This window comes from uncultured Campylobacter sp. (assembly GCF_937959485.1).
Lineage (GTDB): Bacteria > Campylobacterota > Campylobacteria > Campylobacterales > Campylobacteraceae > Campylobacter_B.
Window position 1 is genome coordinate 279,240 of sequence record NZ_CALGPY010000005.1, and the last position, 19,331, is coordinate 298,570.

Here is a 19,331-nt window from a genome sequence, read left to right on the forward strand (position 1 = left end):
CGTAAAATTCTTATCAGCATGGAATTTTACAGCGCCGTTAAAGCGCATAAAGAATTCTGCGCAGGCCTCGCAAACTCTAACGAAAGCTCCTTTCTTTTAGGGCACGCGAGCTTTAAGGCATGCTAGTAAATTTTGCAGCGCAAAGCAGTGAGCGCTGAGTGTTTACCGCTAGGGATTTCGCGCCTGCAGCGCCCATTTAGTCCTTTTTGGACTTTAGCTTGGCGATCGTTTCTTTTGCGGCCTCGTAAGCCTTAGCGCTCATCTCGCGCGCCCTTTCGCTTACGTTTTTAGCGACGTCGGAGCTTTTTAGCTCGGCAAATTTTTGGCTCATCTTCTTTTCAAATTCGCTGAGCTCTTTTTTGATTGCGTCCAGTTTCTCGTCCAGATCGAGGTTTTCGATGATTTTGGCGCTTTTTTGGCTCAGCTCTTGAGTGATTTCGCGCGCTTTGGCGCTCGCCTTTTTCGCGCGCTCGCCAAGCTCGATCTCGCCGATTTTGGCGCTTAGCTGCTCGGCAAGATCGCTTGAAATTTTTCTAAATTTAGCCAAATAGCCTCCGAATTCTTCATCGGCGATCTTGGCGATTTCGCTTTTAGCGGGCTCCTCCGAGCTTGCGACCGCATCGCTTAAAACCGCGCTAAATAGCTCGCTCATCTGCGAAATTTGAAGTCTTTCGTTCTCTAGGCTCTGTGCGTCGCTTGCTGGCGAGAAACTTAGCTCGTCGCGGTATCTTTCGGCGGCTTTGTTTATGCCGTCGTAGCAGCCTAAAATCGCGCCTCTAATCAGCGCAGAGGCTGTATTTTTGCTCTCGTTTGCGACGAAAATCGCGCGATTTATGATGATTTTTGAAATTTCTTTCGTGCGGAATTTCGTAAATTCCCCGTCGCCGATAGCCGAAAATGCGATGTTTTTCGCCGTCTCGTGCGCGGTATCCTCGATGTCGGTCCCGCTTTCGAGTACGCTTATGAAGGCTAGCTCGCTTGCTTCTTTCAGCACGTCCGCAAGCGGCAATTTGCTCGCAATCGCTCGCTGTAGCGACGAGCCTATGCGCTCTTTTAGCTCCGTTTCGCTTACGTTTTGCAGTGCGGTATCTAGATCGTCGTAGCTGCGCAGAACTAGGGTTTTAATCGCCTTTTGCTTACAAGCGATCTTTTTGCGCAGATCGTCGTAGTCGTAGATGAGCTTGTAAAGAGCCTGCTCGTCCTCGTCGCACAGCGCCTTTTTAACGCCGTTAAGTAGGGCTTCTGCCGTCTCATCGCTAAGCGCGCCCGCGTCTTTTAACTCGGCTGCGAAGTCTAGGATTAATTGCATGCTTTTGGCGCTTTTACTCTTGTCGTCAAGCTCACACAAAGCCTTCGTGGCTTCTTGCAAGGCGAGCTCTTGCACATATGAGGCTAGCTCGGCTTGTGAAATTTGCGCGAGATCGGCGCCGAATTTTTTGATTATTGCTTCTTTCATTTCATCTCCTGTCACAATACATATTTAAAGTGGGCTTTTAGGCGCTCGAAAATTTCGTTTCGATGCAAGTCGCTTTTAACGAAAACGCTTACGTTGAAGCTCATATATTTGCCGCCGTTTGAAAAGCGCGAAAAGTCTATTTTGTAATCTTCGTCCTTTAAAATTTCATCGATCTGCTCACGCTTTTGGGTAGTCGCGTCTAGGACTACTTTGTATTCCCAAAAGAGTGGATAGTCGATTTTTGGCTTTTCAGATCCTAATATACACGCCACTCTTGCCTCCCTCTTTGCGCTGTAGCACGACATCAGTGATCTGCATCGATTTATCGATCGCTTTTAGCATATCGTAAATCGTCAGTAGCCCCACGCTCACGCCCGTTAGCGCCTCCATCTCGACGCCCGTTTTGCCCGTGATCTTTACCGTCACGAAAAGCTTGAACGCACACTCGCTCGCAAGCTCCTCAATATCGGTTTTAATCGAAGTAATCGTAAGCGGATGAGTCATGGGTATTAGCTCACTCGTCTTTTTAGCGCCCATTATCGCGGCAACGACGGCAGTTTGAAGCACAGGGCCTTTTTTGGCCGTGTTTTGCTTGACGGCGGCAAACGCCTCCGCACTCATTCGTATGATACCGCTAGCGGTGGCTACGCGCTCGCTCTCGTCCTTGGCGCCGACATCTACCATGCGGGGCATATTGTTTTCGTCGATATGTGTAAGCATAAAATTCCTTGCAGTTTTTGGCGGGATTATAGCAGAATTTCGGGCATAAAAAAAGCCCGAGCTTTTAAACTCGGGCTTCATACAAAAAGGAGGTTTTATCTTGTCGGACGTGAACGATTATACTACCTAAATAGTAAATAGAAATAAAATATATCCTTTTTAGGCAAACTCTTTCGTGCTTAATTTATAGCATTTTTTAAAATTTTGATGAAATTCGACGATATGCTATGGTGCGCTATGTGGGAATTTGAATGGGTAGCGAAATGAAACGGAGCCAAAAAGCGACTAAATTTAAAGCGGACATTAAAGAGCAAAGATAAAATTTAAAGCAGGTTTGTGATTATTTTAGCTCAATATGGGCGATCAAAAGAGCGGAGCAGGGTGCTCTGCCAAGGCAGTATAAATAAAATGCTACAAAGAAGCGGCTTAAATTCAATGCCGTCTCGCTGGCTATAAATTTAAGCTCGTTTTGCTTAAACTCAATGCCTCGCGCGCAATGCAGCATAAATTTAAACCCTTCACGCGAGCGTTAAACGACGCAGGCGCGGATTAAAATAGCGCGCGCGAATTTAAACATCGTCGCGCAAAATCCGACCTGCGTTTGAAATTCAGCCTCGTTTAAATTTTAAACGTTTTTAGCAGGCTGCCTAAATTTAGCCTCTTATCTTCGCCGTTTGCGCCGCCTCCTAAAAGATCGCCCAAAAAGCTACTTGCGTCGTTGATATCGATTTTACCGTCGCCGTTAAGGTCGAGCTTGGCGCTTGCGATTTTACCGATCAGCGCGCTAAAATCCACGCCTTTGCTATCGACGGCGTTTGCTTGCACGTCCTCGCCGCCGCCCAAAAGTCCGCCCAGCATCGAGCCTAGCGAGCTAGATCCGCCGCTTTCGTTTTTGCTTAAAAAATTTGAGCTGATGCCCGCAATTATCGCATTTATCTGGTCGTCGGGCAGGTCCACGCCTAGAAATTTTTCGATAAAAGCGACCGGACCGCTTTGAAATTCTCTTAAATTTTTATCGTCGCTTTTGAGCGCCGAGACCATATTTACAAGTCCGTTTATGTCCATTTACGCCTCCTTGATCTTGGCTTTTGCAGCCTGTTTTACGATAAGCTCTATTACTTTTAGAGCGTCCGCTTTGGCTTCAAAATCCTTGCTAACGGCGATGATCTGTCCGTTGCTAGCCATTAGGCGGAAGCGAACCTTGCCTGCTTTATCGGTGTAAAGCTCAAATTTCGGATTATTTAGCTTTTCTCCGCCTGCGATTTGATCCTCGATCTTATTTAGCGCGGCGTTTTTTACGACGCTTTCGATGCCGTTTTTGCAAGCGGCCTTGCTCGTGTAAACCTCGGAGGTGCACAGTACGTGTCCGTCATAGAGTAGATCGAATTTGCAGCCGTCTTTGGCGTCTTTGATTAAAAACTCAGCCATTTTTCATCCTTTCGTAAAAGATATCGTTATTTTAGCTAAAATTTTAATAAATATTTTTAATAGGCGCGGAATTTTCTGCTAAAATTGCGCACAAATTTCATTTACAAAGGATCATAATGATAAAGGCTCTACGTTTTAGCTTGATTTTCGCCGCTACTTTAGGATTTGGCGCGGATGAGAGCGATGCATTATTTAAGGACATAAGGACGCGTCTGGGTTGTAATCTAGCCGCACAGGACTGCGAGACTAACGCGGGCGGGCAGAAGGCGCTCTTTAGCGTGGCGCGCCATCCGATCGAAGCGGGAGCAAACGAGCTAAAAATAAGCGGAATTTCGCGTGAGCTGAAAAATCCGAGCGTTAAAATTTCGGGCGTGAGTATGAATATGGGCAATGCGGAATTTCCGCTAAAGCGCAGCGCAGACGGCTATGAAGCGACGCTTGATGTTGCAGTGTGCACGCACGCCGTAATGCGCTACAAACTTGAAATTTACGAGGATGGCGAGCCTAGCGGGCTTTTTGTGTATTTTGATCTACGAAAGCGCGCTACAGATCGAGACCGCGGCGAAGATATCCACTTGCATCATCACGAGCATTAGACACAAAATTTTATGCGTCTTTTAAGCGGCGCGCGTCGCGAACAGATACACGGGTGCCTAAGCGAATACGCAGCTCGCCGTAGCTACCTAGACGCGCTTTATCTACATTTTGTGAAGCGCCATTATAGGCCATGGGTGCGCGGCGATTTTCCGCGCATTCGCCGCATGTGTTTCGTACCCGCTACCGCGGCACATCAAATTTAGTCCCTCGCCGCCTTTAAATTTTAAAATTTTTAAAATTCGCTTGCGTTTCATACGCCTAATCTATGCGGAATTTTGAAATTCCTTGTATAATCTGAAGCAAATTTTAAAATCTAAGGAAAGCCATGCAAATATTAAGACAAAAGCACTTTAGCGGCGAGCGCGCGCTGTTCGGCGCAAAGGATCTGCGGATCGAAAATTCCGTCTTCGGCGAGGGCGAGTCGCCGCTAAAACACAGCGCAAATATCGTCGCGCAAAACTGTAAATTTGAGTGGAAATATCCGTTTTGGTATGCCGAAAATATCCGCGCGCAGGATTGTTTATTCGACGAGATCGCGCGCGCAGGGATCTGGTATAGCCGCGGCGTGGTGCTAAAAGACTGCCTCTACGGCGCGCCTAAAGGGCTTCGCCGCGTAAAAGACGCCGCGCTGCAAAACGTGGAATTTCATGATGCGCAAGAGACCTTGTGGCACTGCAGCGATGTCACGCTAAAAAATGTCACCGCAAAGGGCGCGTATTTTGGGCTTGATTGCGAAAACTTAAGCATCGAAAATCTATCGCTCTTCGGGGATTACTGCTTCGACGGCTGCAGAAACGTAACGATCAAAAACTCCAAACTTCTATCCAAGGACGCGTTTTGGAACTGCGAAAATATCGTGGTTGAAGACTGCTTCATCGCGGGCGAATACTTCGGCTGGAATTCCAAAAACGTAACGCTGCGAAACTGCAAGATCGAGAGCCTGCAGGGCTTTTGCTATATGCAAAATTTACGCTTGCAAGACTGCGAGCTAATAAATACGACGCTAGCGTTTGAATACAGCGACGTACATGCCGAAATAAAAGGCGCGATCGATAGCGTCAAAAATCCGAGCAGCGGGCTAATCCGCGCGGCAAGTATCGGCGAACTGATCCTAGACGGCGCAACGGACGCGTCTAAAACTGAAATCATTACTGAATTAAGGGCGTAAGATGGGACTTTTTGATTTTATAAGCGGCAAAGAGAAATACGACTTCGACACTCTGCCGAACCGCCGCGGCACGAAGTCGCTTAAATGGGACGTAGGCGAGAACGAGCTTCCGATGTGGGTCGCGGATATGGACTTTGCCGTAGCGCCCGAGATCATCGAGGCTCTGCAAAAGCGGCTAAATGAGCGAGTTTTGGGCTATTCGCTTGTAGATGATGAGTGGCGCAGCGCGTATCAAGGCTGGTGGCTCGCGCGCCACGATTATGAAATTCAAAAGGAGCGGCTGATCTATGCCGGCGGAACGCTGCCTGCGATCGATTCGATCATTCGCAAGCTCACCTCGCCCGCCGAAAATGTGCTGCTGATGAGCCCCGTTTACAACTGCTTTTACTACTGTATCAAAAACGCCGCCCGCGTGCCTATAGAAAACGAGCTTGCCTACGCTAGCGGCGATTATAGCATCGATTGGGAGGATTTGGAGATTAAGCTCGCCGATCCGCAGACGACGCTTTTTATCCTTTGTAACCCGCACAATCCGGTCGGTCGTACCTTTAGCAGGGACGATCTTGCACATATCGGCGAGCTGTGCGAGAAGCACGGCGTGACGGTGCTTAGCGATGAGGTGCATTGCGATCTGACCGAGCCGGGCGTGCGTTACACACCATTTGCTGCGGCAAGTAAAATTTGCGAGAGGATCTCGGCCAGCATAATCGCGCCCACGAAGGCGTTTAACATCGCAGGGCTGCAAAGCGCGGCAGTTTTTGCCGCGGATAAGCGCTTGCGTCATAAAATTTCAAAGGCGCTAAATTCCGACGACATCGCCGAGCCGAATTTTTTCGGCGTCCAAGGAGCGATCGCCGCATTTACGAAGGGTGCGGCGTGGCTGGATGCTCTGCGCGAATACCTCAGCGAAAATCGCAAATTCGCGGCGGAATTTATCGCGCGTGAGCTTCCGCAGGTGCGCGTCGTGCCGCAAGACGCGACCTATCTGATGTGGCTTGATGCGGGCGCTTACACGCAGGATAGCGCGGAGCTTGCGCGCTTCATCCGCGAAAAAACGGGGCTGTATCTCTCCTGCGGCGCGCAATACGGCAAGGGCGGCGAGAAATTTTTGCGCCTAAATATCGCGACCTCTAGGGCGCTGCTAAAAGACGGGCTAGGGCGGCTGAAAGAGGCGCTAAAGATTTGCCCGCATTAAACGAACTGCGGCGCGGCAAGGACGAAATTTAAAATTTTATAGCGGCAAAATTTAAAGCGGCGGAGCAAATTTTAAAATTTTGCGGCAGGGCGCAAGCTTTACGCTAAATTTAGCGGCGATCAGGCTGCGGCGCGCGAACGTTTAAATTTAGCGCGCGGCAAATAAACCGGCGCTTAAATGCGTTACAAAAGGCGGAGTATGGATAGAAACGGCGATCTGGAAGAGCTTTACCTACTTGAAAAACGGCGCGAAAAGCTCGCGCGCATTAGCAAGCTCATCTCATTTTTGATAACCCTGCTGCTAGTCGGGTTTTACGTGCTTTTAAATACCAGGGCGGAGCTTGCCTCGTTTGATACAAACTGGCTCATAGTCGCGCTTTTCATCATCTTGCCCCTCTTAAATGGACTGCTTTACCGTCTATTTTACAGTTTAAGCTTTGGCAAAAACGGTGACGCGCAGCGCGCAAATTTTGATAAATTTAGCGGCTTTGATACGGCGCAAAACAGGGGCGCGCTAGGGCAGGGCGCGGCGCAAGATGGTCAAATTTTAAGCGCTGATGCAAACGAGGGGCAGGTATTAAAATCCGAAGCAGGCGAGGGTAGCGGCTTTAAAGACGGCGATAGCCGTATATCCTCTACCTACGGAAGGTTTGAGCCTAAAGCCGCCGAAGGTGAGGGCGGGAGCGAGAAAGACGGCGCAGCCGGGTCAAAATTTAACTTTCTAGCCGATCTACAGAGCCTAGAGGATGAGCGCGCAGCGCTGCAAGAAGCGGTGAAAAAGGCCGGTCTAATCGCCGTTGCCGTAGGGACCGGCGTGGGTGCACTGGTGGCGCGCTTTTGGGACGAAGTGGCGGCCGGCGTATTTTTCAGCGTAGCTGTTTACGGCGTCGTGAGCGCTCTTTTAACGGCGAGCAAAAGACGGAATTTCAGATCAAATTTTAAAAACAGGGTCGTCGCGAGCATCGCAAAAAACTTCGGACTTAGCTATGATGAAAGTGACGGGCTGGGGACAGATGAGTTTTTTGAAATTTATGACTGCTACATAAACGAGCAATCGAGCGAGGATATGATGAGCGGGGAGGTGCAGGGCGTGCGCGTTAGCTTTAGCGACTTTTACGCCGCTGAAAAGGTGCGCACCAAAAACGGCACTCGCACCGACGTAAAATTTCAAGGAGTGCTTTTCGTCGCGGATTTTCACAAAAGGCTTAACTGCGAGGTGCGGGTGTGTCACAAAAACTCTCGAAATCTACGCAAATACGGACAGCGAGCAAATATGGACGACGTGAAATTTGAGGAGTTTTTCGACGTCTATACGACAGATCAGGTAGGCGCGAGATACGCTCTGACGCCGCTTTTGATGCAGCGGCTGACGGAGGTTTATCTAAGGGTGGGCTCGCAGATAAACGCGGTGCTAAGGGAGGATAAAATTTACGTGGCGATCGAGACCTGGCGCGATAATTTCGAGCCTAGAATCGACTGCTCGCTAAAGCAGGACGCCACGATAGCGCTTTACGTAGATGAGATCGGCGCGCTTGTAGGCATCGTGAGTGAGCTAAATTTGAACCGCAAAATTTGGAGCGAATAAGGTGGGCGGCAGTGCCGTTGAGTATGACGGCGGCGGGCCGTATACGGCTCCGACGACATACAGATATGCAGACAAAGCGCGCAGGATCGTAGGCTTAGCGGTGCAGATGCGCTGTGTAGCTGAGCGTGGAAATGAATGCATTGCGCGGATCGTGCGTTTGGGCGGATGTGCGATCGCTCCTTCGCACGAGCCAATCGAAAGATTAAACGCACGCGGGAGGCGTTGGTATAAGATTTTGCAGGCTGCATGAGCCGATAAAATTTTATAAATTCCCGCTTCGTTTAGCGAGCGGGCACTTGCGATTTACCATCGCTCGTGCGGCATAAATTTTTACTGCACGAGCAGTTTGCGTTAGAATTTTACTATCGCTTGAAATTTTACGCCGCCGCGCGCGACTTAAATTTTGCCGAGACGATCCGCGCTAGGCTGCGTTTCGGCTTGGCTAAATTTACCGTGCGGAAGCAAAACTTTGCCGCTAGATCGATAAATTTAGCTAGCTTATAAAAAAGCACTCGCCGCCTATGGGCGTTTATGGACGCCGTTTCGGCAAAGCTACGGCGCCAGCGCCGCTGCGAGCTTGCGGGGCTTAGTAAGATCGCCCCGCTAAACTATACGGCGAATCTAAATTTATAGCTTCCCGCCCTCGATTACGACGTCGTCAGCCTTGATGTCGTCACCGTATACCGGCGCTAGCGTCGCATCGTAGTCGGCATGGAAAAAGTTTTCGTCCGCGAGTTTTACGATTAGATCGTCAAGCCATTTGCGAAGCTCGTCGTTGCCCTTTTTGACCGCAGGCGCGATGACGTCCTGATCGCCTAGCGAGCGGATACCTACCTTAAAGCCAGGGTTTGACTTCGTCCACGCAAACAAAAGCGTATTATCGTGCGCGATCGCATCGCCCCTGCCGTCCAGCATCGCACCGAAAGTCTCGGTATTTTGGTCAAATTTTAAAAGCTTGATCTCGGGGTGATTTTTCGTAAAATACAGATCCGCGGTCGTGCCTTTGTTGATTAAAAGCGTTTTGCCCTTAAGCTGCGAAACGTCGGTGATATCGCCGCCCTTGCTCGCGACGCCGAGGGCTACCTTCATATACGGCAGCGCGAAATCCACGACCTCTTTGCGCTCGGGCGTGACGGTGAAATTTGCAAGCGTGATATCGACCTTGTCGGATGCTAAAAATTCCGCGCGATTGGCGGCCTCTACGAGCACGAACTGTACCTTGCTCTCATCGCCCAAAAGCTCCTTTGCGATACGTTTTGCAAAATACAGGTCATATCCCGCGTTTTTGCCCGTCTCGTCGATGTAGCCAAACGGCGGCTTATCGCCGAAAACCGCGATCCTTACTACGCCGCGCTTTTTAATCCCGTCGATATAACTTTGCGGCGCGGCGGAACCTTGCGCGGAATTTGAGGAGCCTTTGCCCTCGTCGTTGCAACCCGCAAAAAACAGCGCACTCAGCGCAAGAAATAGAGCTAATACCTTTTTCATAGCCTCTCCTTTATTAAAATTTATTTTTTAAATTCAAACATATTTAAAAATTTCTTCGCACGCTCGCTCTTTGGAGCGGTAAAGAACGCCTCCGGTTCGTTAATCTCGACGACGCTTCCCTCATCCATAAAAACTATACGATCGGCTACGGCGCGCGCAAAGCCCATCTCGTGCGTCACGATTAGCATCGTCTGCCCCTCTTTGGCGAGATTTAGCATTACGTCTAGCACCTCGCGCACGATCTCGGGATCAAGTGCCGCGGTAACCTCGTCAAAAAGCATGATCTTGGGCTTCATCACAAGGCTTCGTACGATTGCGATGCGTTGCTTCTGCCCGCCGCTAAGCTCTTTGGGGTAGGAGTTCTCCTTGTCCGCAAGACCTACGATCTTTAGCCATTCGCGCGCTAGAGCTATCGCTTCCTCTTTCGGGACGTTTTGCACCTTCATCGGGCCCAGGATTATGTTATGTAGCACGCTAAGATGATCGAAAAGCTCGTAGCTTTGAAATACCATGCCGATCTTTTGTCTGATCCTGCGCCACTCTTTGAAATTTTGATCGATCCGCTCGCCCTCGATTATAAAATTTCCGCTTTGTACCGGCTCTAACCCGTTGATCGTGCGAAGTAGGGTGCTTTTGCCGCAGCCGCTAGGGCCTAGGATCACAACAACCTCGCCCTGCGCGACGCTAAGACTGACGTCTTTTAGCGCGTGCAGCTCGCCGTAAAATTTATTGATTTTATGAAGTTCTAAAATTCCCATCAGCTCCACCTGTTTTCTAGTTTTTTCGAAAGCGCCGAGATTGGATAGCAGATCAAAAAATATACGAAAAATATCGCTCCGTAGATGATTAGTGGCGCGTAATTGTCGCGGAAGACGTTCACTTCGATGATCTGCTGCCCGACCTTGACGAGCTCGATGACGCCGATTAATACGGCGATCGAGGTTGTTTTTATCATCCTGCTGAATAAATTTATCGTTGCAGGCACTAGGCGCCTCATCGCAAGCGGCAGGATGACGTAGAGATAAATTTGAAATCTGCTAAATGCGAGCGCTTCGGCGCTTTCGAACTGATGCTTAGGGATGCTAAGCACGGCGCCGCGCACCAGATCCATCATCTCAAAAACGCCCCAGACGCTAAAGACGATGATCGAAGCTGCGATATTTGAGATATGTATGCCAAATGCCTTGCTTGCGCCGAAATATACGATGAATAGCCAAACGATGGGTGGCATGATGCGCACGATCTCTAGGCAAATTTTAAGCGGGATGTATAAGGCTCTGCGCCCAGAGGCCATTAAAATTCCAAGCACCAAGCCTAGAGCGAGCGAAACCGCGATCGAGATGAGCGCGATTTGCAGCGTGACCCCAAGCCCGCCAAGAAGCCTGATTAAATTTTCGCCGCCGAATAGTTCCATCGCTAACCCCTCATATACGCAAGGCGCTTTTCAAGCAGCGTAAGCGCGAGCGAAAGCGGCAGGATTATGATCAGATACGAAACGCTTAACATAAACAGCGCTTCGTTCGTCTTGTAATACAGCCCGATCACGTCCTTTGCGGCATAAACGAGATCGGCGAGTGCGACGATGCTAACGATCGAGGTTTCTTTAAGCAGAAAGATTATGTTTGCGCTGATGGAGGGCAGGGCGATCGCAAAGGCGCGCGGCAGCACGACGTAAAACACTATCTGTACTTCGCTTAGCCCTAGGCTCATCGCGCTTTCGATCTGAGATTTTTTTATCGCCTCAAAACCGAGCCTAAAGCTCTCGCTCATATAGCTTCCGCCCAAAAACGCAAGACCTACGATCGCGCAGGTAAAGCCCGAAATTTGAACGCCCAGCTTCGGCAAGCCGTAGTATAGAAAAAATAGCTGAATTAAAAGCGGAGTATTGCGCGACAGCTCGATATATGCGCTCACGAGCGGACTTAATAGAGGCAATCTTTTATATTTTATCAGCGTGCAGATAAAACCGATGATGATGGATAGTAAAATCCCGTAAAATGCGAGCTTCAGCGTTAAAATTCCCGCCTTTACGAACATCGGGCTAAATTTGGCTATAAAATCAAAATCCATAAAATCTTCTTTCCGTAAAATATGCATATTATACAGATAACTGATTAAAATAGTATTAAATTAGAATTTTTTTATAAAAATTCCGAAAATTTAGGAGTTTAAAAATATATCTTATAAATATATTTAGTCCGAGCAGATACCCGGACTATAGAATTTTGACGGAATTTTACGAGTAAAAAATATACGCGTATCCCGAAACCAAAAACGCGGAGAATATCGCTAAAATTCCGCCACTCCGCACCATTTCCGCCTGGCGAATGCGTCCCGTGCCGAAAACCAAAGCATTCGGCGGCGTCGCTACCGGCATTATGAAAGCGCAGCTTGCGCCCACACCGATTACTATAGTAAGAGTTTCTTTTGGTAGCCCCATCTGAGCCGCTACTCCCGCAAATACAGGCACTAAAAGTGCAGCAGAGGCGGTATTGCTCGTAAATTCCGTAAGGCAGATGATGAAAACTGCTGTTACCAAAAGTACAATGTAAGTAGGCGCTCCACCGAAGGTGTGCGCAACTAGATCGCCAAGCACCTTAGAGGCTCCGGAATCGCCTAAAACCGCACTTAGCGTAAGTCCGCCGCCAAAAAGCAGCAGCACGCCCCACTCGGTGTTTTCGGCGATGTCATGCCATTTAGCAAGCCCTAGTATGACGATTACGACTGCCGAGCAGATCGCTACATAGGCATCGTCCACTTTAAAGCCCACAAGGGCTGAAATTTGTTTCGAAAATATCCAGCCAAGTGCCGTTAGAGCAAATACGACGATCGTAATAATGCGCTCGCGCGTCCAAGGGATATGCTCCAGATCCATCTCTATTTTATGGCTTAAATTCGGCTTGAAAATTATATAAAGCACCACAAGCATTATCGGTAGCATCACGCACATTAGCGGCAAACCTACCTTCATCCAATCCGCGAAGCTGTAGTGCAAGGCTTGAGCTACGATTAAATTTGGCGGAGATCCCACGAGCGTGCCCAGACCCCCGATGCTTGCAGAATACGCGATACCTAAAAGCAAAAATACGAGCGTACCGCGATCCTTGCTATCGTCCATGTTGGCGCAGATCCCAAGCGCGATCGGAAGCATCATAGCAGCAGTTGCGGTGTTTGAAACCCACATTGAAAGGATCGCCGTCGCTAGGCAGATCAAAATCGCAGCCACGCCCAAGCGACCGCCTGCGCGGGCGATTAGCCACATCGCGATCTTTTTATCGAGCTTTTGCATATGCAGAGCCGTTGCCAGAGCAAAACCGCCGAAAAAGGTAAAGATCGTAGGGTTTGCAAAATTTGCAAGCGTGCTTTTGATGGTGGCAGCTGTGAAAGTGCCATCTTTGGCGAATTTGCCAAGCCCGATGGCTACCGCAAGCACCGGCACCATAAGCGCGGTTACCGTGATATGCACGGCCTCTGTAAGCCACATAATCGCGATAAAAGCAAGTAGTGCAAGGCCTTTTTTGACATTGGGCTCAAACGGTAACGCGGCATATAGCGCAAAGCCCACTGCAGCGGCAATCGCCATAATGATGACGCCGCGCTTAGGAAACGGCACGGTGTCGGTGAGCCTGTCTAAACCCAGCTCGTCTACGTCTGAGTCCAGCGGCCCTTGTAAGCGGGAGTTGCGTAACTCCACTTTGTTTTCTTCCATAGATACTCCTTTTTTGGATTTGGCTTATGATACAAAAATGAGGCGGGAATTTTATAAATTCCAAATCAAATCGTCTTAAATTTTTAAAAGCGCAGTTACTATCGGTAACACGGCACTTATCTCGTGTGTAAATTTTAAATTATACATAAAAACGAACAACTAAGTAGGCGATTTAAATTTCATCACAGATTATTTTTTAATGGTGTCCGGTGTTTAAATTTGCTAACTGCTCACGGGGAGGTGGCGTAGAATTTCGTCGAATTCCGTGCTGGCAATCAAGATAGAATTCTGTCCTTAGCAAACGAGATAAAATTTTATCCAAGGCGAGTGAGATAAAATTCCAAGTCTTGTCGCGAAATTCATCGAAATTTCAAAAAAAGGATATTATAATCAGCAAATTTTAAACGTGCTTATGAGCGAGCTTGGCGGAAGACGCTCAAAGATAGCAAGCGGTAAAATGGCAAAGCGGCGGCGGAAAGCCCGAAATTATAAATTATAAGGAGAAAATGTGAAAAACAAAATTTTAATCGCGGCGTTTACCGCTGCGGCTTGCGTTAGCGTAGGCTCTAGCGAGGGTTTACTTTTAGGCATCGAGGGGGATTACTCGTTTAAATCTAGTCTTACAGCCAAATGGTCGGAGGATGGAGACTCTGGCACCGTTAAAGATCATAAGGGGCAAGCTGCGATAGGTTTTAAGGCTGGCTATGATTTTGGTATAGCTAGAGCATACGGCGAGTATATGTATGATTTCAAAGCTTCGAAAACTGGCACTGACGAGGACATCATATTTAAACACGAGTGGAATAAGCACAGCTTGCTCGTAGGCGGGGATTTTACGCCTGAGATTACGAATGGCTTTAAACTCGTAGCGGGCGCATATACAGGAGTTTCATTTTTGAAATATAAAATTTATTCGTATGACGAATCTGACGGAAGCAGCGATTCGCTTTCAAAGACTCTGCCTGGCTGGGTCATCGGTGCAAGACTGGGTGGTTTATATAGCTTTGATGAGCATAACGAGATCGAGTTTGGCTATAAAGCGGACTACACGAGGTACAAGGCCAGTAAGCTCGGAGAGGATGTAGACAAGGTATATGAGACTAACCACGGGCTCTATCTAGGGTATAACTTTAAATTTTAAAAATTCTAACGTACTAGCGCAGGATGGAGCTAACGAACTCCCGCTCCATCCATTTTAAATTCCAAATAATTATTAGACGTCAAATCGCAGGATTGTTTAATCCGAAATTTGCTAGCAATTCAGACATAATTATATGATAATCAAGGATGCTGCCGGTACTAGACATCAAATTTTACCCGCTTGCGCGTATAAAATTTTAAAATTTTTAAAAATATCATTACACAAGCTTAATTTCCTATTTTTAGTGCTATCTGCTAAGCACTTAAATTGATGGAATTTATGAAATTTTACTCAATCCGCTTTTTTCTAAGAATCGTTATAATTTCAAGTTGAAAAAGCGGAATTTTATCAATGTCTCCATTTGCCATTTTAAATTTGTTTCATAATTGCTTCGTATATCTCACGACTCCTAGCTTGAGTCCGACGCAGAGATGCCATAAAATCATTAAAATTTGGTTGGTTGCCATAGGCAAAATTCTAAGCGAGCACGTAAAAGGATTGCGTCTTAATGTTGGCCGATCTAGAGATGGATTCGCCTGTTTGCTTTATGGAAATCTCGCATTTATATCTTCGGGATTAGCACTTAAATTTTGCGGTAGAATTCTAAAACTACTGCGTCTAAGAATTTTAGAATTTTGCCGTTTTAAAGCATTAAATTTTTACTATTTTAATGTTAGCCGCAAGCGTAGAATTTTACCTTTATAAATTCATAGTAAAAGCAGTGACGCCTGTCGTGTGGATTTAGATGCCAGATTTATCCACAAGCGCTACGCTTTTACTAAAATTTTATCTTTATCAAAATTTTAAAATTTCAATCGCGGTTATTAAAGTATTTTAGCGCAAACATAAATTTCTAGCCGCTTCGCTATATTTTATGGGCTGGCTCGGAGCTTTAAAATATCAAGGCTACCGTACTTGCTATTTGCCAAAAACCCTAGCGAAAATTCCATCCACATTTTTGGTGTAATATCCGTAGTCGAAGCACTCTTTGATCTCGCTTTCGCTTAGCTTTTCTCGTAGCTTTGTATCTGCTAGCAGATTTTGCAAAAACAGGCTATGCCCTTGCTCATCTATAGCTTTTTTGCCCTCTTGTAGATCCGCCCAGACCTTCATTGCATTACGCTGTACGATCTTATAGGCATCCTCTCTGCTAACTCCTCGTTTAGGCAGCTCTAGTAGCACGCGCTGCGAAAACACGAGCCCACCGGTTAAATTTAGATTTCTCATCATATTTTCGGGATATACGAGCAGTTTTTCTATCAAGCTTGTCAAGCGATTTAGCATAAAATCAGCAGTTATAAAGCCGTCGGGGAGGATAAATCGCTCGACCGAGCTATGGCTGATATCGCGTTCGTGCCATAGCGCTACGTCCTCCATCGCGGGTATTGCGAAGCTACGGATCATACGGCATAGTCCCGTTACGTTTTCGCTAAGCACGGGATTTCGTTTGTGCGGCATCGCAGAGCTGCCCTTTTGACCTGGGCTAAAAAATTCCTCTGCCTCATAAACCTCGGTGCGTTGATAGTGGCGGATTGCGATAGCGATCTTTTCGCAGCTGGAAGCCAGGATCGCAAGTGCGCTCATTACCTGCGCGTAGCGATCGCGTTGGATGACTTGATTGGACGCGGGAGCGGGCTTTAGCCCCAGATATTCGCACACTAGCTCTTCCAGCTCTAGTGGAGCGTGGGCGAAATTCCCCATCGCACCGCTTATTTTGCCGTAGCTGATGACGCTTTTTGCATGTTGTAAAAGCTCTAGCGCGCGATTTATCTCATCATACCAGACCGCAAGCACGAGTCCGAAAGTGATCGGCTCGCCGTGGATACCGTGGCTGCGCCCGACCATCAGCGTCATTTTATGCTTCATGGCTTGAGATTTTATCGCAGCTTTTAAATTTTGCACATCCTCAATGATGAGCTCCATGCTTTCTTTGATTTGCAGCGCGACGGCAGTGTCGATGCAATCGCTGCTAGTCATGCCGTAATGCACGAAGCGGCTCTCCTGCCCAAGGCTCTCACTCACGCTCGTTAGAAACGCGATGACGTCGTGCTTGGTCGTCTTTTCGATCTCATCTATCCGCTCGATCTTAAAGCTTGCGTTTTGTAGAATTTTATCTTTATCGCAGTCACTTATTAGACCTAGCTTATTCCACGCTTTAACCGCCGCGAGCTCGACTTTTAGCCACGCGTCGTATTTGGCTTGCAAGCTCCATTTTTCAGACATCTCTTTTCTTGCGTATCTTTCGACCATTTTAGTAGCCTTTCGGTTAGAATTTCTTGTATAATGATGGCAAAAATTATATAAAAATAGGGCTGAAAGTTTAATATGGGTTATGAGAAAAGAAGCTTGGGAAGCTTTGAGGGACGCAAAATTTACGAAATTCTGCTTAGCCTCGGATACGATATGAAATCCGCGCAGCGCATCTGTGACAAGCACCGCGTAACCGATGCGGAGGATCAAAATTTGCATAAAAACTCCGTCGCGTACGGAGAAATTTTTTTGATCGATTACAAATGCGAGCCGCGCGGACTGAAGCCGATCTTTGAGTGCGATGCGTTTGCGGCATTTGACAAGCCGAGTGGAATTTTAAGCCATCCAAGCGGGCGCAACTCGCCTTATAATATGTATGACGAGATCTGGTCGCTATACGGGCAGGACGCGTGCGTGGCGCATAGGCTTGATTTAGAAACCAGCGGAATTCTTATCGTCGCTAAGGATAAAGACGCGGCGCGCGAGCTTAAAGAGTGCTTCGAACAGCGTAGGGTGATGAAAAGCTATCTAGCGCTCGTACGAGGGGATTTGCAAAGTGCTGCTTGCAATGGCGAGATAGAGAGTTGCTATGCTCTAGGCTTGGATGAAATTTGCGGATTAAAATTTGCGGACGATGCTGTGAGTTTACCAGATAACGTGTCGGATCTGCGCGATACACTAGCTCTAAAAGGAGTAGGCAATAAATTTGGATTTAATATCTTGTCTAATAGTGCGAGTAGGAGATTATGGTGCGATGCTCTATATGACGGCATGCAAGTTAAATTTGAATCCGGCGCTCCTGCTGGCGATGTTGACAGCGGATTTGAATTTGATGCTTTATCCTGCGGCGTGAGCGATAAGCTTAAACCCGCTATCGCGATGAGTAGCGCGGATAACGGACATAAACCTTGCGCCTTATCTGTGGCTAAATCTTTGTCAGCTACTTCTAAGGGCTGTGCAAATTTGAAAAAATTTGAGCCTGCAAAATACGCAACATTTAGCGAAAAACTGAAATTTTTAAAGGATTTTGAGGGGTTTGTGATTGATGCTCCGATCGCTCCTAGCGGCGAGTTCGCCGATCTTAAAATTCGTATGAAAATATCGCGCGATGGCAAGGAGGCGATCACGCTGATACGCCCGCTGCGATATTTCTCGGACATAGACGCTAGCCTGATCGAGTGCTATCCGCTGACGGGTAGGCAGCATCAGATTAGGCTGCATCTATTTGCCGTGGGTGCGCCGATATTGGGAGAGCCGCTGTACGGGCTTTCGCGCGAGCAAGCGGAGTGGATATTGGATAAAAAGATGGATGAGACAGAGCGGATCAGAACGACGGGAGCGCCGAGATTGTTGCTACACGCGAATGCGATTTGCTTTAAACTGAGCGGTGAACGATACGAGATAAAAAGCAAATTCGATGCCGCGAGAGAGTTTTATAATTTCGTGAAAATCGGTAAAATTTAAATAACTCAATAAAATTTTGAGGTGGCGGCGATTATTTTTATGACTAGGATTTTGCTTTTGCTGGTTTTTATAAAATTTTGTGATTACAACGGCGTTTAATTTATTAATTTCTCATCTACGGTTATTTGAAAATTTTAAGACGATTTTATTTTGCGATGGCTATAATTCACAATTAGAATATTAGTAATTTTGAATAAAGGATGAAAATGTTGTGGTGGGAAAAAACAGTGGAGTATTATTTTGTAAAGCAGTGTTTGTTGGACATCGATATAGCTCCACTTGATGGTGATGTAGAAAAAATAGGTGATGCCTTAATACATAACAATGGGAAGTTTTTACTTATAGAGTTTAAAAGGGCATTCGAGAATTTATCCTCAGAAAAGAGAAAATATGCAGATTGGGAAAAAAGCGCTAAGGCCATAAAAGCATATAATTCAACTTGGCTAGACGGTGGGTTTCATATATTTATTTTCGGTAGCGAAAATTACGGTAAATTTGAGCTCAGAGCGCATAAATATTGGATGCTTCAAGATAAGTTGGGCGGTAGCATAAAAGATTTTAAATCCGATGTTGATTCTTTTAAAAAATGCAATCAAGAATATGGAATATTTAAAAGAGAATTTGACGAATACGCTAATTTTCTATTTAAGCAAAAGGGCGGGGCGGGAAGCTCTGTTAATTTAGAAAGCTCGGCATTGGTAGCAAGCATAGGGAGCAAAACGGTAGTTGCTTCTTTTGGGGAATATTGCAAGAGGGTGCTTCATCTGGAGTATAGTAAAAAACAAGAGCGTACAATAGAGATAACACCACCAAGCAGAGGTATGGGCTTTGGGCTATAATTATTCTTTAGTATCTATAGTATAAAAACTTGAAAGACAGAGGGAGAGGTAAGAACTGTGGATTGTTTTAGTTATTTGTTTTGGTTTGGTATGTAATATAGAAGTTGAATGGCGACATATATATTGTAAGCGCGAAACTTTCTAAACGGCAAAGAGAAATGCTATATTCCTCGTTGTATCGATAAAATTCTATATCTATTTATTTGTGCAATTATAATTATAGATTAGTATGAAATTCGATCGATAAAATTTGCGTGAGATTGAGCTATGACATCTAATTTTTATTATTTCG

General features: G+C 46.9%; 19 protein-coding genes. 7 read left to right on the forward strand and 12 right to left on the reverse strand.

Annotation, left to right across the window (positions count from 1 at the left end):
* Positions 1-196 precede the first annotated feature (196 nt).
* The 5 genes from Q0380_RS03305 to Q0380_RS03325 form a co-directional block, all read right to left on the reverse strand.
* Complete coding sequence (locus Q0380_RS03305; RefSeq protein ID WP_298960128.1) at positions 197-1,456, reverse strand: hypothetical protein; 1,260 nt, start codon at positions 1,454-1,456, stop codon at positions 197-199.
* Between the two features lie 11 nt (positions 1,457-1,467).
* Positions 1,468-1,728, reverse strand: a complete 261-nt coding sequence (locus Q0380_RS03310) for a DUF493 domain-containing protein (protein ID WP_298960131.1) — start codon at positions 1,726-1,728, stop codon at positions 1,468-1,470.
* Positions 1,706-2,176 carry a cyclic pyranopterin monophosphate synthase MoaC gene (gene moaC, locus Q0380_RS03315; RefSeq protein ID WP_298960134.1) on the reverse strand — a complete coding sequence of 157 codons (471 nt, stop codon included), beginning with the start codon at positions 2,174-2,176 and terminating at the stop codon, positions 1,706-1,708. Before moaC ends, Q0380_RS03310 begins: the two co-directional genes overlap by 23 nt.
* A 618-nt stretch (positions 2,177-2,794) precedes the next feature.
* Positions 2,795-3,241 (reverse strand): hypothetical protein, encoded by a 447-nt coding sequence (locus tag Q0380_RS03320; protein WP_298960138.1) that lies wholly within the window; start codon positions 3,239-3,241, stop codon positions 2,795-2,797.
* Positions 3,242-3,604 carry a YegP family protein gene (locus Q0380_RS03325; RefSeq protein ID WP_298960141.1) on the reverse strand — a complete coding sequence of 121 codons (363 nt, stop codon included), beginning with the start codon at positions 3,602-3,604 and terminating at the stop codon, positions 3,242-3,244. It abuts the gene before it with no gap.
* A gap of 116 nt (positions 3,605-3,720) precedes the next feature.
* Between Q0380_RS03325 and Q0380_RS03330 the strand changes: the two genes are divergently transcribed.
* From Q0380_RS03330 to Q0380_RS03345, 4 genes are all read left to right on the forward strand, one after another.
* Positions 3,721-4,200 (forward strand): hypothetical protein, encoded by a 480-nt coding sequence (locus tag Q0380_RS03330; protein ID WP_297904142.1) that lies wholly within the window; start codon positions 3,721-3,723, stop codon positions 4,198-4,200.
* A gap of 326 nt (positions 4,201-4,526) precedes the next feature.
* Positions 4,527-5,369: a DUF3737 family protein gene (locus tag Q0380_RS03335; RefSeq protein WP_298960144.1), complete on the forward strand. Its 843-nt coding sequence runs from the start codon at positions 4,527-4,529 to the stop codon at positions 5,367-5,369.
* Between the two features lies 1 nt (position 5,370).
* A complete protein-coding gene (locus Q0380_RS03340) occupies positions 5,371-6,564 on the forward strand; it encodes a MalY/PatB family protein (RefSeq protein ID WP_298960147.1) in 1,194 nt (397 codons plus the stop codon).
* Between the two features lie 198 nt (positions 6,565-6,762).
* A complete protein-coding gene (locus Q0380_RS03345; protein WP_298960150.1) occupies positions 6,763-8,148 on the forward strand; it encodes a DUF3137 domain-containing protein in 1,386 nt (461 codons plus the stop codon).
* A gap of 377 nt (positions 8,149-8,525) precedes the next feature.
* Here Q0380_RS03345 and Q0380_RS03350 read toward each other — a convergent pair whose 3' ends face one another.
* The 6 genes from Q0380_RS03350 to Q0380_RS03375 all read right to left on the reverse strand — a co-directional run bounded on the left by Q0380_RS03350 (position 8,526) and on the right by Q0380_RS03375 (position 13,219).
* Positions 8,526-8,660 (reverse strand): hypothetical protein, encoded by a 135-nt coding sequence (locus tag Q0380_RS03350; protein WP_298960153.1) that lies wholly within the window; start codon positions 8,658-8,660, stop codon positions 8,526-8,528.
* Between the two features lie 115 nt (positions 8,661-8,775).
* Positions 8,776-9,636 carry a cysteine ABC transporter substrate-binding protein gene (locus Q0380_RS03355; protein ID WP_298960155.1) on the reverse strand — a complete coding sequence of 287 codons (861 nt, stop codon included), beginning with the start codon at positions 9,634-9,636 and terminating at the stop codon, positions 8,776-8,778.
* Positions 9,637-9,656: 20 nt separating this feature from the next.
* Positions 9,657-10,394 (reverse strand): amino acid ABC transporter ATP-binding protein, encoded by a 738-nt coding sequence (locus Q0380_RS03360; protein WP_298960158.1) that lies wholly within the window; start codon positions 10,392-10,394, stop codon positions 9,657-9,659.
* The gene (locus Q0380_RS03365) at positions 10,394-11,050 is read right to left on the reverse strand and encodes an amino acid ABC transporter permease (protein ID WP_298960161.1); all 657 of its coding nucleotides are present in this window, start codon (positions 11,048-11,050) and stop codon (positions 10,394-10,396) included. Before Q0380_RS03365 ends, Q0380_RS03360 begins: the two co-directional genes overlap by 1 nt.
* A gap of 2 nt (positions 11,051-11,052) precedes the next feature.
* On the reverse strand, positions 11,053-11,706 hold the full coding sequence (locus Q0380_RS03370) for an amino acid ABC transporter permease (protein ID WP_298960164.1): 654 nt from the start codon (positions 11,704-11,706) through the stop codon (positions 11,053-11,055).
* 166 nt (positions 11,707-11,872) lie between these two features.
* Entirely contained in the window at positions 11,873-13,219 is a 1,347-nt protein-coding gene (locus tag Q0380_RS03375) for a DASS family sodium-coupled anion symporter (protein WP_298960796.1), read from the reverse strand.
* A gap of 634 nt (positions 13,220-13,853) precedes the next feature.
* Here Q0380_RS03375 and Q0380_RS03380 point away from each other — a divergent pair.
* Positions 13,854-14,486: a hypothetical protein gene (locus Q0380_RS03380; RefSeq protein ID WP_298960167.1), complete on the forward strand. Its 633-nt coding sequence runs from the start codon at positions 13,854-13,856 to the stop codon at positions 14,484-14,486.
* A 918-nt stretch (positions 14,487-15,404) separates the two neighbouring features.
* Here Q0380_RS03380 and purB read toward each other — a convergent pair.
* A complete protein-coding gene (gene purB / locus Q0380_RS03385; RefSeq protein ID WP_298960170.1) occupies positions 15,405-16,736 on the reverse strand; it encodes an adenylosuccinate lyase in 1,332 nt (443 codons plus the stop codon).
* A gap of 75 nt (positions 16,737-16,811) precedes the next feature.
* Here purB and Q0380_RS03390 point away from each other — a divergent pair, with 75 nt between their 5' ends.
* Both Q0380_RS03390 and Q0380_RS03395 read left to right on the forward strand, forming a co-directional pair.
* Positions 16,812-18,200, forward strand: coding sequence for an RluA family pseudouridine synthase (locus Q0380_RS03390; protein WP_298960173.1), 1,389 nt, complete (start codon positions 16,812-16,814; stop codon positions 18,198-18,200).
* Between the two features lie 206 nt (positions 18,201-18,406).
* Complete coding sequence (locus Q0380_RS03395; RefSeq protein ID WP_298960176.1) at positions 18,407-19,039, forward strand: hypothetical protein; 633 nt, start codon at positions 18,407-18,409, stop codon at positions 19,037-19,039.
* Positions 19,040-19,331: the final 292 nt, after the last annotated feature.